At 67.2% G+C, this 13,739-nt stretch carries 10 protein-coding genes and 1 pseudogene; 5 read left to right on the plus strand and 6 right to left on the minus strand.

Annotated elements, in window-relative coordinates; all coding sequences use genetic code 11:
• Positions 1 to 176 precede the first annotated feature (176 nt).
• Together ACTWQO_RS40610 and ACTWQO_RS40615 are read right to left on the minus strand one after the other, a co-directional pair.
• Positions 177 to 617, minus strand: coding sequence for a tyrosine-type recombinase/integrase (locus tag ACTWQO_RS40610; protein WP_443242396.1), 441 nt, complete (start codon positions 615 to 617; stop codon positions 177 to 179).
• A gap of 320 nt (positions 618 to 937) precedes the next feature.
• Positions 938 to 1,288 carry a hypothetical protein gene (locus ACTWQO_RS40615; RefSeq protein WP_443242397.1) on the minus strand — a complete coding sequence of 117 codons (351 nt, stop codon included), beginning with the start codon at positions 1,286 to 1,288 and terminating at the stop codon, positions 938 to 940.
• 59 nt (positions 1,289 to 1,347) lie between these two features.
• Between ACTWQO_RS40615 and ACTWQO_RS40620 the strand changes: the two are divergent.
• The 4 genes and pseudogenes from ACTWQO_RS40620 to ACTWQO_RS40635 all read left to right on the plus strand — a co-directional run.
• Positions 1,348 to 1,605, plus strand: a pseudogene (locus ACTWQO_RS40620) (helix-turn-helix domain-containing protein); the annotation flags it as partial.
• Between the two features lie 193 nt (positions 1,606 to 1,798).
• The gene (locus ACTWQO_RS40625; RefSeq protein WP_443242398.1) at positions 1,799 to 4,030 is read left to right on the plus strand and encodes an MMPL family transporter; all 2,232 of its coding nucleotides are present in this window, start codon (positions 1,799 to 1,801) and stop codon (positions 4,028 to 4,030) included.
• Between the two features lie 115 nt (positions 4,031 to 4,145).
• Positions 4,146 to 5,417 (plus strand): sensor histidine kinase, encoded by a 1,272-nt coding sequence (locus tag ACTWQO_RS40630; protein WP_443242399.1) that lies wholly within the window; start codon positions 4,146 to 4,148, stop codon positions 5,415 to 5,417.
• Positions 5,414 to 6,094: a response regulator transcription factor gene (locus tag ACTWQO_RS40635; protein WP_443242400.1), complete on the plus strand. Its 681-nt coding sequence runs from the start codon at positions 5,414 to 5,416 to the stop codon at positions 6,092 to 6,094. Before ACTWQO_RS40630 ends, ACTWQO_RS40635 begins: the two co-directional genes overlap by 4 nt.
• Positions 6,095 to 6,244: 150 nt before the next feature.
• On the opposite strand, the gene ACTWQO_RS40640 is transcribed toward ACTWQO_RS40635, so the two are convergent.
• Both ACTWQO_RS40640 and ACTWQO_RS40645 read right to left on the minus strand, forming a co-directional pair.
• Positions 6,245 to 6,655 (minus strand): hypothetical protein, encoded by a 411-nt coding sequence (locus tag ACTWQO_RS40640; protein WP_443242401.1) that lies wholly within the window; start codon positions 6,653 to 6,655, stop codon positions 6,245 to 6,247.
• A 125-nt stretch (positions 6,656 to 6,780) separates the two neighbouring features.
• Complete coding sequence (locus tag ACTWQO_RS40645; RefSeq protein ID WP_443242402.1) at positions 6,781 to 8,973, minus strand: protein kinase domain-containing protein; 2,193 nt, start codon at positions 8,971 to 8,973, stop codon at positions 6,781 to 6,783.
• 531 nt (positions 8,974 to 9,504) lie between these two features.
• On the opposite strand from ACTWQO_RS40645, the gene ACTWQO_RS40650 reads away from it, so the two are divergent.
• On the plus strand, positions 9,505 to 10,200 hold the full coding sequence (locus ACTWQO_RS40650; protein ID WP_443242403.1) for a hypothetical protein: 696 nt from the start codon (positions 9,505 to 9,507) through the stop codon (positions 10,198 to 10,200).
• Positions 10,201 to 10,444: 244 nt separating this feature from the next.
• Here ACTWQO_RS40650 and ACTWQO_RS40655 read toward each other — a convergent pair whose 3' ends face one another.
• A complete protein-coding gene (locus tag ACTWQO_RS40655) occupies positions 10,445 to 11,689 on the minus strand; it encodes a radical SAM protein (protein WP_443242404.1) in 1,245 nt (414 codons plus the stop codon).
• Complete coding sequence (locus ACTWQO_RS40660) at positions 11,668 to 12,666, minus strand: CHAT domain-containing protein (RefSeq protein WP_443242405.1); 999 nt, start codon at positions 12,664 to 12,666, stop codon at positions 11,668 to 11,670. The genes ACTWQO_RS40655 and ACTWQO_RS40660 overlap by 22 nt, the downstream gene beginning before the upstream one ends.
• Positions 12,667 to 13,739: the final 1,073 nt, after the last annotated feature.

The following is a 13,739-nucleotide window of genomic DNA, read 5'->3' on the forward strand; positions in this document are numbered from 1 at the left end:
CGCATGCGCGGCCGCGACCTCGGACGGGTTCCCGCCGCCAACACCGGGGAATGACCAACATCAACTGAGAACACGAGGTCCACTTTTCATCTGCTGCCCGTGGTCCACGATTCAGCCGTTACCGACATCGTTCGCCGCTCATAGACGACCCAACTTGGGGTCAAGGGGTCGCAGGTTCAAATCCTGTCGTCCCGACCAGCTTTGATGCAGGTCGGAGGCCGTTCTCTCGTTTGCGGGAGGACGGCTTTTCGTGTGTCTGGGGGCTGGTGGTCGCGGTGTGGTCGCAGGCCGGGTGCCGGACCGGTTCGCGGTGGTGCAGAGGCCGGGCGGGGTGGGGGAGCGGAGCCGGTTGAGAGCTTCGCGGAGTCGTTGGATGTGATCGCGTGGTGATCGCAGCTGCTTGAGCCGGCCTGGCGGCCGGCTCTCTGCTCGGCCCGGGTGAGCGTCTGTTCGATGGTGTCGACGGCTTCGCGGGCGGCCTGCCGGGTGAGGTGGCTGTAGATGTTGGCCGTGGTCGACAGGGTCGAGTGGCGCAGGGTCTTGGAGACCAGGGTGAGCGGCACTCCGGCGGTGATGGTGAGGGTGGCGGCCAGGTGCCGCAGATCGTGAACGGACACTCGGGGACGCCAACACCGGGGCCGGGGTATGGGGCGTTCGGAGCGTCGGAGAGGTTCTGGCGCTTGCCCAAGCGCCGCGGCTGGTGGAAGACATCGCGTATGGCTCGGGTGCCGGCTGAGCTCGGCGACTCACGCGGCGCCGACCTCCTCCATGTCCTCGCCCAGGCCCGGCCTTGTCCGTGTGCGGGCGGCCATAGCGTTGGCTGGGCTCGGTGACTCGCGTGGTGCCGACCTCCTGCACGCCGTCGCCGATGACACCACGGAAGCCAGCTATGACCCGGGCACCGGGCGGGCCGCGGCCACCACCAGGCGCATGTCCGTTAGCCGAAGATGAGCTCAACGTCCTTGTCCACGCAGAACCGCAGGACGGTGATCAACTGCCTGACGTCTTCGATGCGCCGCCGGAGGATGGGGTCGCTGTCGTCAGGCTGATGGTGGTCGAGAATCGCTTCCAGCCGGGGCAACATGGCCGCACATTGAGCGGGTGCGAGGTCGGGGCCATCGTCGTCTGGATGCTTGAGTAGTGGCGCCAGCGTGGTGGAGACGCCGCACCACTGACGATCTCCGCCGAAGCCGTCCATCTCGGTGAGGGTGATCCCCTCGACCTGGGCCAACCACTTCCTGAACATGCTGAAGCCGGTGTAGGACCAGGAGATCTCCGGGCTCGTCACGTCGTCGTCCCCTGGAAAGAGCATCAGTCCCAGGTGTCGGCAACTGAAATGATCTCCGGATGGCTGGCGTGATCACGGCGGCGGAGCCGTCCTGGACAGCCCCGTTCACCGGACTGAGCCCGCGCACCTTGAGCAAGCTGGTGACCCAGCTGCGTAGGGACGGTGTGGACGCGCCGGGTCGCGGGCGGCCGTGGAAGCTGCCGCTGGCGGACCGTGTGCTGCTGGTCGCCACGTACTGGCGGACCTACCTGACATCGCGGCAACTGGCGCCACTGTTCGGTGTGTCGAAGTCCGCAGCCAGTCGTGTGATTGACCACCAGGCCCGTGTGGTGAGGGAAGGCGTCATCGCCGTCATCCGAGCGGGTTCGTCGTACCAGCAGGGGACCCGCTCGGCCGGTCTGTACTGCGTATTTAGTAGTGCGAAGTGTCGGCAGGCGTATGACGACGGGATGGCCCGCTCCCGGAGAGCCTTGGGGAGACCGTTAGCGCCTGATGGGGAGACCTCCTGCCGTGGCTACTTTCCTTTACCAAGTGGGCCGTCTGGCCTTCCGACGACGTTGGTACGTCACGCTGGTCTGGGCGGCTGTCCTGGCTGTTGCCGGACTCGGTGCTCTGAAGGCCCCGGGGGCTTCGGACGAGGGGTTCTCGATGCCGGGAATCGAGTCCCAGAAGGCGTTCGACCTGCTGGAACAACGCTTCCCCGGCTTGACCGCCGACGGCGCGACCGCCCGCGTCGTGTTCGTCGCGGCAAGCGGTGAGAAGGTCACCGCCAGTGAGAACAGGCAGGCTATCGAGAGCGCCGTGGGCGAGGTGACCGAGGGGACGCAGGTCGCGAGTGCCGCGGACCCGTTCCAGTCGGAGTCGGTGAGCAAGGACGGCAGGACCGCATACGCGACCGTCACCTACGAGGTCGGTGCCAAGGAACTCACCGACGCCAGCAAGACCCAGCTGGAGCGCGCCCTCCACATGGCCCAGGATGCTGGGCTGACCGTCGAGGCGGGCGGGAGCGCGATGGACGAGGGCGGCGGGCCCGGCGGTGCGGCCGAGCTGATCGGTATATCGGTGGCCGCGCTCGTACTGCTGGTCACCTTCGGTTCGCTGGCTGCAGCCGGGCTGCCGCTGCTGACCGCCATCATCGGGGTCGGCGTGAGCATGGCCACCATCTTGGCCTTGGCCCACGCGCTGGGTCTGTCCACGACGACCGGGATCCTGGCGATGATGCTGGGCCTGGCGGTCGGCATCGACTACGCCCTGTTCGTCGTCTCCCGCTATCGCGAGGAGCGCGCCAAGGGCCATGAGCCCCAGGAAGCAGTGGGTCTGGCGGTCGGCACCGCCGGTTCCGCGGTGGTGTTCGCCGGACTGACCGTGGTCATCGCGTTGGCCGGACTCGCGGTAGTCGGCATCCCGATGCTCACCAAGATGGGCCTGGCGGCGGCCGGCGCGGTCATCATTGCCGTGCTGGTCGCCCTGACGCTGGTCCCGGCGTTCCTCGGCTTCTGGCCGAAGGCCGTGCTGGGGCGCAAGGCCCGCAAGAGCGGACAGATCAAGGAGGATGGCAGCCTGAACAACGGGGGCACCCGCTGGGCGCGGTTCGTGCTGCGGCGCCCGCTGCCGGTGCTGCTGCTGGGCGTGGTGGGCCTGGGTGCCCTCGCGGTGCCGGCCATGGGCCTGCAGCTCGGCAACCCCGGAGACGAGGCCAAACCGACCTCCACCACCGAGCGACGGGCTTACGACGCGCTCGTCGAGGCGTTCGGGCCCGGCTTCAACGGGCCGCTGACCGTCGTGGTGGACGCCAAGGGCAGCCCCGACGCGAAGAGTGCCGCCGAGACGGTCGCACAACGGATCGGCGGCACCGAGGGTGTCATCTCCGTATCTCCGGCCCGCTTCGACGAGGCCGGTGATACGGCCGTCTTCCAGGCCGTGCCGTCCACGGCGCCGACCGATGAGAAGACCAAGGACCTGGTCACGACCATCCGAGACGAGCGGTCCGCGGTCGAGGCCGAGACCGGGACGATGTTCAAGATCACCGGCACCACCGCAGTCAACATCGACGTCGCCGCCAAGGTGCAGTCCGCGCTGGTCCCCTACCTGATTGTCGTCGTGGGCCTGGCGATCGTGCTGCTGCTGCTGGTCTTCCGGTCCCTGCTCGTCCCGCTGAAGGCGGCCCTCGGCTACCTGCTGTCGGTGCTGGCCTCGCTCGGCGTAGTCGTTCTCGTTTTCCAGCAGGGCCACGGCGCCGGACTGGTGGGAGCGGAGCACACCGGCCCGATCATGAGCCTGATGCCGATCTTCCTGGCGGGCATCGTTTTCGGCCTGGCCATGGACTACGAGGTGTTCCTCGTCTCGCGGATGCGGGAAGCGTACGTGCACGGCGAGCGGGCCGGACAGGCGATCGTCTCCGGCTTCCGGCACAGCGCCCGCGTGGTGGTGGCCGCCGCGCTGATCATGATGGCGGTGTTCGGCGGGTTCATCGGCGAGAGCGACTCCATGATCAAAATGATCGGATTCGGACTCGCCTCGGCGGTCCTGTTCGACGCCTTCGTCGTGCGGATGGCGATCGTGCCCGCCGTGCTCGCCCTGCTCGGCGACAAAGCGTGGTGGCTGCCGAAGTGGCTGGACCGGCTGCTGCCCAACGTCGACGTGGAGGGCGAAGCACTCACCCGCCGACCCGAAACGGAACAAGCGGACCCGGAACCGGAAGCGGCCGATGCGACGACCTGCAAAGAAGTGGCCCGCACCTGAATGCGACCGCCCCACCCCCACCGGGGCCGTCCGTGGCGCACGACACGGGCGGCCCCGCCAGCCGTTCGCGCGGGAAACGGTCACGATGGTCCAAGAGCACCGACCGGAGAACCGGATGGCTACCCGACCTGAGCGTTACACCGATCGATTCGCGCGGTACGCCGACCGCCATCCCCACGTCGTCGACGGGGTGCTGGTCCTGGCCCTGATGGTCTGCGCGATCATCGGCAGCAATCTCACCCGGCCCGGCACGGCCCCGCCCCATCAGGACACGACTGCCCTCCTGCTGATGGCCGTCTCCTGCCTCGCCCTGCTCAAGCACCGCAGTCATCCGCGCGCCGTCACCGTCGTGGCCGCCCTGTGCACCGTGATCGTCACCGCACTGGGGTACCTGCTCACCCCCTTGCTGCTGGCCCCCCTCATGGCGGCGCTGTACTGGCTGACCACGCTGACCAGCCCCAAGACCACACGCCTCTACAGCGTCATCACCCTGGTCGCGCTGATGGTCACCTCGGCGGTCGCCGACTCCACGGACACGCTCTCCCTGGTACTGCGAACCATCGGCTACTGCTTCTGGCTGCTGCTGCCGCTCGCCGCCGGCAACATGACACGCCTGCGGCGCGCCTACCTGGCCTCCGTGCAGGCCCGCGCCGAACACGCCGAGCGCACCCGGGAGGAGGAAGCACGGCTGCGGGTCACCGAAGAACGCATGCGCATCGCCCGCGAGCTGCACGACGTCGTGGCCCACCACCTGGCGCTGGCCAACGCCCAGGCCGGAACGGCCGCCCACCTCGCGCTCACCAACCCACAGCAGACGAAGGAGATCCTCACCGACCTAACCGGCACCACGTCCGCCGCGCTGCGCGAACTGAAGGCCACGCTCGGACTGCTGCGCCACAACGACGACCCGGCCTCCCCACCATTGGAGCCGGCGCCCGGCCTCGCCCACCTGCCCGACCTGGTCTCGGCGTGCGCATCCGCAGGGCTCACCGTCACGGTCACCACAACAGGTGAGCCCTGCCCGCTGTCCCCCGGTGTGGACCTGACCGCGTTCCGGATCGTGCAGGAGGCGCTCACCAACGTCGCCAAGCACGCCGCCGCCGACTCCGCCCACGTGCACCTCGCCTATCTGGGATCACGCCTACTGATCACGGTCAGCAACGACGGCCCGGACGACGGCACCGCCAACGCGGTGAAGACTGAGCCGAGCCGAGGTTTCGGCATCATGGGAATGCGCGAACGCGCCCACAGCATCGGCGGCGAACTCCGCGCGGAACCCCGTCCGCACGGAGGCTTCGACGTCACCACCACACTGCCGCTCCAGCCCCCTGCACCCGAAGCGGGCACCGATGCCACAGACATTCCAGCAGGAGGAGAACAAGCATGACCATCAGGGTGCTGCTCGCCGACGACCAGGCCCTGCTGCGGGCCACCTTCCGGATCCTGATCGACTCCTGCGAGGACATGACGGTGGTAGGCGAAGCCGCAAACGGCGCGGAAGCACTGGACCTGACCCGCACCCACCACCCCGACATCGTCCTCATGGACATCCGGATGCCCGGCACCGACGGCCTCGCCGCCACCTCCGCCATCTGCGCCGACCCGGAACTGGCCGCCACCCGCGTCCTCATCCTGACCACCTTCGAGACCCATGACCACGTCGCCCAGGCGCTCCGCGCGGGCGCCAGCGGTTTCCTCGGCAAGGACGTCACCGCCGATATCCTGCTGGCCGGCCTGCGCACGGTGGCCTCCGGCGAAGCTCTCCTGTCGCCCACCGCAACCCGCACCCTCATCACGAACTTCCTCACGTCCCCCGCCCCCGAAGCCCACCTCGCGCCCCCGCACCTTCTCGCGGAACTCACCGCACGCGAACGCGAGGTGATGAGCCTGGCCGCCGAGGGCAAGTCCAACACCGAGATTGCCGAAGCCCTCACAGTCAGCCCGCTGACGGTACGCACCCACATCCACCGTGCGATGACGAAACTGGGCGCCCGCGACCGCGCCCAACTGGTCGTCATCGCCTACCAGTCCGGCCTGGTGCAGGCGACTCCGCCCACACAGTGACTGCGCCGCCACCGGAGCCCGCACTTCTGATCTGAGCAGAAAGATCCAGCGCACGACCCGGGATACCCTGCACGCTGTCGTCGGCGCTGGTGACGATGGTTGTCCCGTAACTGCCACAGAGCGAGCAAGGGCCCGCGGCAACGGGCAGCTTCAGGCTTCAGGGCCGCCCGGGTACATGGCTGATTGCCGCAGGGTTTCGCCCCACTCGTCCATCACATCTCGGGACTCATCCATGTCGGGATCGCGACTTCCGCCGGGTGCGTAGGCCGGGGACCGGTCCGCGCGGAGCGGCACATGGGCGCAGTACCGGGCCCGCTCGACGAACCAGCGGCAGAAGCTGGGGTCCGGGTCGCAGACGGCTGCGGCCATCAACGGAGCGAAGAACTCCTCGGGCAGAGTGGCGCGTTCGAGCAGTGGCTTGCGTGCCGCCTGGGCCAGATGCCGCGCGCGGCCGGCCTCTGGCACGCCGACCGTGTTCCCGAGGTTCAGCAGCCGCGCCACCTCGGTGGCGCATGACAGGAACGAGCGTGTATCTGCCTCGTTGTGCTCCATTTCGGCCATAGCGGCATTCTGGACCGGTTCAGGCCGAGAAGGTACGGGGCGAAGGCTGTTTCTCCCCGAGTGAAACGATCATGTTGTGGCTGGTCTGATCGCAGCCCGTCACTTCGCCACTTGTCACGGACGCCTCAACGGCTGACGGATAGCGTTCGCTGATCAGGGTCGGGCGGGGAAGGGCTCGCATCGACTGCGAAGACGCTGTTGCGGGCGGAGACGGCATACAGCCTGCCATTTACGACCATGACAGGGCTCAACGAACCCCTTGGGCGTTTGAGGGAGGCGGCACGCGGGTGGGTCTGCCATAGTCGCGCGCCCGTACTGGTGTCCACGGCGAACACCTCTCCGAAGCTAGTGGGATAGACCAGCTGTGTCCCAACGAGGGTCGGCATGCCAGTCGGGACGTTTGTTCCAGGGTCGCGGTGCCACCGGATGCGCTTGCTCTTGGTGTCAACGGCGATGGTGTCGCCGTTGTAAGCGACGAGGTAGAAGAAGTCGCGATCAGCTACTCCATGGTGGTCGTTGATCGATTGGGTGGTGTCTGGCGTCAGGTGAATCTCGAAACCTCCTGGAATGGGGACGCGGAGGTCGGTGCGCGTTCGGGTGTCGAGGCGGACGATTGCGGTGTTCCTGGCATCGTCGGTCAGCTCTTTGTTGCGCTCTGTTAGGTACAGGGCGCCGGGTGCGGAGGCGGCGAAGTCGAGTTTTCCTACCTTGGTGGTGGTCCACGCCGTGCGTCCGGTTGTTGGTTCGACTGCCGTGATCACAGTCTTGTTGGGTTGTTGAGCATGGTTCAGCGGGGTTCGGATGGCGTACAGCCCGTTCGATGTCGCGGCGAATACCTCTCGAGGGCCAAGCGGCCGTTTCCACCGGGTGCCGCGGGTGGCCACGTCGATCGCCCGGATCTCGTTTCTGGCCAGATCGGTGAGGTACAGGGTCTCTGTCTCCCGTACCAGCTGCGCTGCCTGAAATCCTGGGACGTCCACAGAGACGGTGTCGGGGAGGAGACGGGTCCACAGCGTCCTCCCGGTGCCGGCATCCAGCGCGTCGAGCCGGGAGGGCAGCAACGCCCAGCCGCCATCGGAATCCTGACGGGCACGGCCACGCACGATGAACACCATGCCGTGGGCGATGCCGAGCACGACGGTGCCGCCGTCAGGGGGTGTGAAGTTGCCGTACTGGTCGGCAGGGGCGCCGCTCGTCCAGACGATGCGGTCGTAGACGTAGGTGTTGATGCGGGCGATGGAGCCGTTGCCGGTGGCGCAGTAGATAACGTCGTCATACGCGGAACACCGCTGAATGTCGCCGTTTCCCGCGAGCGTTGTCTCCCCCGGGTGCGAGTCCGTCCGGGTAGGCCGGGTGGTCGGCGACGAGGGCAGGGCCGCCATGGTGCTGATACCCGTGGCCGCGGACGCCAGGACCGTGAGAGCCATCAGCCATACGGGCACCCGCCGATTCAGCCAGCGGACCGCGAGCGCACGGAATGTGCGGAGCCCCATGGCACGGGTGGTCTTGAGCGGCCGTTTGGAGGGAGTGAGGGCCAGCAGTAGTTCCTCCGGGGTGGCCCGCTCGGCCGGAGGCTTCCGCAGGCAGGCGGCGACCAGGCCGCGTAAGGACTCGGGCAGGTCGCTGAGGTCCGGCTCCTCGTGCATGCTCTGGTGTACCGACGCGTAGGGGCTGCCGGCTTCGAAGGGACTACGTCCGGTCGCGGCGAACACCAGCACGCACCCCAGGGAGAACACATCGGCCGCCGGTCCGGCTTCGGAGGGCATGGTGAACTGCTCGGGCGCCATGAAGGCGGGGGTGCCGACGATCTGGCCAGCGGCGGTGAGGGGTCTTCCGTCGACGGCTCGGGAGACGCCGAAGTCGATGATCAGCGGGCCGTGCTCGCTCAGCAGCACGTTGCCGGGTTTCAGGTCGCGATGCACTACCCCCGCCCGGTGAATGTCCCGCAGGCCACCGGCTAACGCTCGGGCCAGCGCACGGAGTTCTGGCTCGTCGAATGGTTCACACTTCCGTATGCGGGCAGCGAGGGACTCTCCCGAGACGTAGGGGGCGGCCATCCACGGGTCCGGTGCGTGTGGATCAGCGTCGATGATCGGCACACTGTGCTTGCTGTGGACCATTCGGGCGGCGGCGACCTCCAGTTCGAAGCGGGCCCGGAACTCCGGGTTCTCGGCCCACTGACGGCGTATCACCTTCAGCGCAACAACCTGACCGGACGCGGAGCACGCCCGGTACACCACCCCCATGCCGCCCGACCCGAGTCGGCTCTCCAAGCGGTAGCTGCCCACCCAGGTGGGATCGTCCTTCAGCAGCGTCACCCAAGCCCCCTTGTACGCGGCCTCTACCCGAGACAGCGAGTGAGCGTAGAGCCCTCGGACGGCCGTCGGTGGCGTGTTGCGCGGATCAGTCTCAGCGAAACGTCACTGCTGCGCAGTAATCAGAGGAATGGAGAACGGTGTTTCGAGGCCTGACGGTTGACACCCGGCCCGGGAACTGCGTCATGAAGGTGATGAGACGCGGGGCATCAGGATGGTGGGATACCACCTGCCAGTGACGCCGCTTCAAATGCCCCGTCTCATTAGATCTTGTAGAGACGGGGCTGTTGGCCTGGGGATGACAGGTCGAAATGTGGCCTGGCTGGGTCGAGGCGGGCCGACACTTGTTCGCTGGATTCGAGCTGGCCGTTCAGCGGCCCGCCTCGGTGGCGGTTTCCTCGTGGCCCTCACTGGCCCTTGTCCGGTTGTCACCGGCTGGGTTCGTCGTGGAGGATCAGCGGCGTTTGAGGCGCACGGAACCGCTGTGCGCGGTGGGGGTGCGAGGGGGCGACGATCTTTTCCGTTCTCGTCAATGTGCTGGTCGGTCTGGTGACCAGCCTCATCGGTGGTGGGTGCGTCTGGCTCTGGGAGCGAGGCAAGCGTGCCCGTGTGTTGCGGCGCAAGGCGGACTTCTTCGGCCTTGTTCCGGGGGAGACCTGTTTCATCGTCATCGGCAACAAGCACGACGCGCGGGGAGTCGCGACGCACAAGGAGATTCGAGCCATGATCGAGCTGGCGACCCTGGCCGGCCAGCTCGGCTGTGGCGTGGCCACCGAATCCGCCGACGACTTCCGTGGCAGTAACGACGACCGCACGGAGTTCTGCATCGGCGGTCCGCTCGGCGAGGCCAACCTCCGTACGGGCGGCCACCTCGCGGCCCATGTGCCCGGCGTCAGCATCCTGCCGTACGGTCCGGGCCCTGAATCGGTGGCGTTCGTCGTCGGCGGCAGGCGCTACCTCTTCCGGAAGAGCGAAGTGGAGTATGCGCTGGTGGCCAAGTTCATGCCGCCCCAGGCGACTCGCCCAGTCGTGCTGGTCTGCGGCCAGAGCTCCCTGGCGAACCAGGCCGCGATCCACTTTCTCAAAAGGAACCACCGCCAAGTGGCCGACACCATCGACTCGGTCGACCGCTATTGCCTGCTGATCAAGGTCGCGGATATCGGTACTTACGGCTTCCAGGGCGCGAGCCTCGAACGCGACGTGACTGGTGACGCGTTCACCGTGTCCTGATGTCAAGGGCGCGCCAAGCCCGGCCCTGTCTCAGGGTGGGGCGGCGCCTCGCCCAGCACGAGCGCGGCCGCGGCCGCCCAGGTCGCGCGTGCGGACAGGCGGCTGCGCACGTCGGCCGTCCGCCCCTGAACAGTCCCTCGGTTGATGAGTAAACGTTCGACCCGTTCGACGGCCACCATGGTGTTGTCAAGCCTTCTTCGGTCAGCAGTCGCATGGTGGCTCTGGTCGGCCAACCGGGTGTCCGCTATCGCACTCGAGCCTCGGCCACGTGCCGGTGGGCCTGAGGAAACCGTCGGAGGTACGGGAGTTGAAGGCCGTCGCAGTTGTCGGTGAAGTGGCAACCGACGCAGACCTGGAGCTTGGCGGCTACCTCGCCCCGCAGTATGGCGGAACTGACGAATGGAGACACGCCCAGCATCGATCGCCGCAGCGAGAGGGTGTAGGTGGGCGGAAGGCCGACAGCCGACGAGATACACGGGGGTGCGTTCGCAACGGAGACCCGGGGGCTGTCGGCTGCCCTCATCACCGCCGCGGACACTCGGTCCACGAAGGTTCTTAGGCTGGGCAGCGTCGACTCCGCGTTGTCGTGCGCGGCCCCTTCGACAATGGGGAGCGAATAGCGGACTGCAGCCTTCGGCGCGACATGGCGGATCAGGTCGAGGAAGTCCTCGGTCTCGTCCGCGTTCTGGGCGCAGACCACGAAGTTCACCTCGGTGACGACCCGGTCGTCGGTGGCCAACGTTGCCAGAGCGCGCAGTGCGAGGGCGAAGCTGTTCCTGCGTCTGGCGATGCCATCGTGAGTCTCCTGGCGTGCACCGTGTAGGGACAGCAGCACGTGCGTCACCCCCGACTCGACGAGGCCGTTCAGGTACCGCGGGTCGGCTGTCCGGTGGCCGTTCGTCTGCAGCCCGATGGACGCGAATCCCTTCGTCGAGGCGTAGCGGACGAGGTCGGGCAGGTCCTTCCGGAGAGTCGGTTCGCCCCCGGAGAAGACAACTCCTTCCACGGTTGCGATGGAGGCCGCCTCGTCGAGGGCACGCACCGCCTGGTCGTGGGTAAGCCTCGGTTCGTGCCGGATCCACTCGGTGAAGCAGAACACGCAGGCGCTGTCGCACTGGCCGCCGAGCGACAGGGACAGCCAGGTGGGATCAGCCAGGTTCCCGAACATAGGCGGGGCGTGCAGGTCCCCAGTCGGCATGGGACCAACTGCGGGCCGCAGCCCCGTCACCGCGAACTGCGTCAGCACCGCCGAGACCGCATCGTCGGGAAGCAGATATGGGCGGATCTCGTCCCGATTCACGTGGACGACCTGGCCGGACGGCAGCGCCGTGCAAGCCACCGTCGTCCGGCCGGGAACGTCGCCACCGGCGGCGAACAGGACGACGGACCGGAGCGCGTGAACCGGCACCAGGTGAAGTCGGCGGTCGGTGTGGGTCAGCAGCAGCAGTTCGGTCGTGGTCCTCGGTATTACAGCTGGCTCGGTGCCCACAACGGCTCCCTGTGATTCCCCACCAGCATCATGTGATCGCCGGACCGTAGTCCCGCCATAGTCAGACTGAGGCTCCCGGCGAGGTGCCTGCCGTTAGAGACCAAGGTCCAGTCGTACTCGTGGGTGTCGGTCGGAACCAGTCGTTCGGCCAGGACGCGCGCCGTACTCCCGACTGCCGAGAAGCGGTTCACCTCCACGACGAAGATAGCGTCCGACTGACGCATTCCGAGTTCGAGGAAGATGCGGTTCTCCTCATCCGCGTGCCGGTCCGGCAGGCGCATCGCCTCGTCGGGTAGCAACAGGAACTCGCAGCCGTCCTGCAGAAGTTGCCGGAGTCTCTCCGGAACCCGCGGGTCCTCCGCTCGCCGGATGGAGATCGCGGCATCTGATGCGCCTGCCAGAACCAGCTTGGCCGGATCGACGCCGGTGCGGTGGATCAGCTTCGGCACGTCTACGTCGGGCAAGCCATTGACCGTCAGCATCGCCACTCCTTGCGAGAACGCGTCCTCGACGGAGCGCCCGAAGCCGAGAGCGCGGTAGAAGCCGGCGGAGAACTCGATCGCCGCGGTGTCGCCGACCCGATCGGTCATTCCAATCACCGCATCCGCTTGCTCCGCCAGTGTTTCCGCCTGGGCGGCCGAGTAGCACGCGTTCAGCACGACCACCTGGAGCCACTGGCGGAAGTGGGAGAAGATCGTACCCAGCGCCTCCTGGCTCAGCGGCTGGCTCATTCCCGACGTCGTCTCAAGGACGATCTGATCCGCTTCGCCGTGGCCGACAAAGTGCACCACGTTCGGCTTGAAGGAGTTGAGCTGGTACAGGAGTTCGTCAACTGTGACGGCCCAGGCGGACCGGATAGTGAACCGGTGGGCGGCGTTGCTCTCCCGGATCCTCTCCTCGATCCTGCGGGTCTCCTCGCCAAGCCGCAGTGGATGGGTGTCACGTGGATTTGCAGCCAGGATCAGTAACTTGATCAACTCTTTTTTCTCCCCCGAGCACTACCTGCGCAGCTTCGACACTGTCCCCTCGGCTGACCTCGGATGGAGCGTGGCAACGAAGGCATGTGGCTGCCGCCTGCTCGCAACAGCGAACCGCCCTCGGACGACCCAATCCACACCGGCAGCTCTTTGGCATCTTGGTGGCCAGGGGTGCTGCGGGTGAGTGTAGCGGGCTGGTTGACGGCCAGTCATTGCCTTCCCAGCCTCCCCTCGATCTTGTGCTTCCGCGAGGGCGCCATCCGTAGCAAGCGCATCGCCACGACGGCGCCGTCCACGTGCACCGAGACGGGACCGCCCCACTCCGGGTCCCAGGTCCCGTCGGGCCACGATCCGCGGAGGGAATGGACGGCGCTGCGGGACTGCTCGACCTTTCCCGGGTCCGGCGCCCGTCGTCGTCCCTCGGAGAATGCAGTGGGAAGAGATCGGCCGCGACCCCGCAGAATGCCTCGACGCGCTTGTTGTTGGGCCGGAACAAGTGGTCTGTGCCGACGAAGGGGAAGCCGAGCAGCTCGTAGTCCGCGTCTTGGGTTGTGCTGGCGGCCGCGTGCGCGAAGCCGGTCGCGAAGCGCTCGCTTCCTTGGCGCGTGGTCAGGCACTGGGCGGCGGTGTCGCCGTTACTGGCGAAGGTCGTCACTCCGGCTGTCGCGGTCCGCGCCATGACGTGCTGGAACCACGCCTCGTACTGGGGTCCGACGTAGAAGCCAGGTGCGGGAGAAGGGACTTCGTCCCGTTCAGCGGGAGGCAGGAGTTCCCCGGCATGATCTTCTCGTTCTCGGCGACGCCGTCCAGGTTCCGTCGAGGGTGCTCCGAGGTGCCGAGCAGTACGCCGCCGGTTCCGCGGGCGTGGCGGGAATGGACGGTGACGGGCCTCCATCGGCACGAAAGTGTGATCTGCGTCACAAGCAGGCGGTGTGGGTGTTACGGCTGCGCACCCTCATGCGTTTCGGCCTTTGAGCGAGCCATGTCACTTCGGTGAAGCGGGTTCGTTTCCGATGCCGCACGCTGCCTGAGAGGACATGGCCGGATGGGTCGATTAGCTCGCCTGCTTGCCT

Origin of the sequence: Streptomyces sp. 4N124 (assembly GCF_052245395.1) — a bacterium.
In the GTDB taxonomy this organism is placed as follows: domain Bacteria; phylum Actinomycetota; class Actinomycetes; order Streptomycetales; family Streptomycetaceae; genus Streptomyces.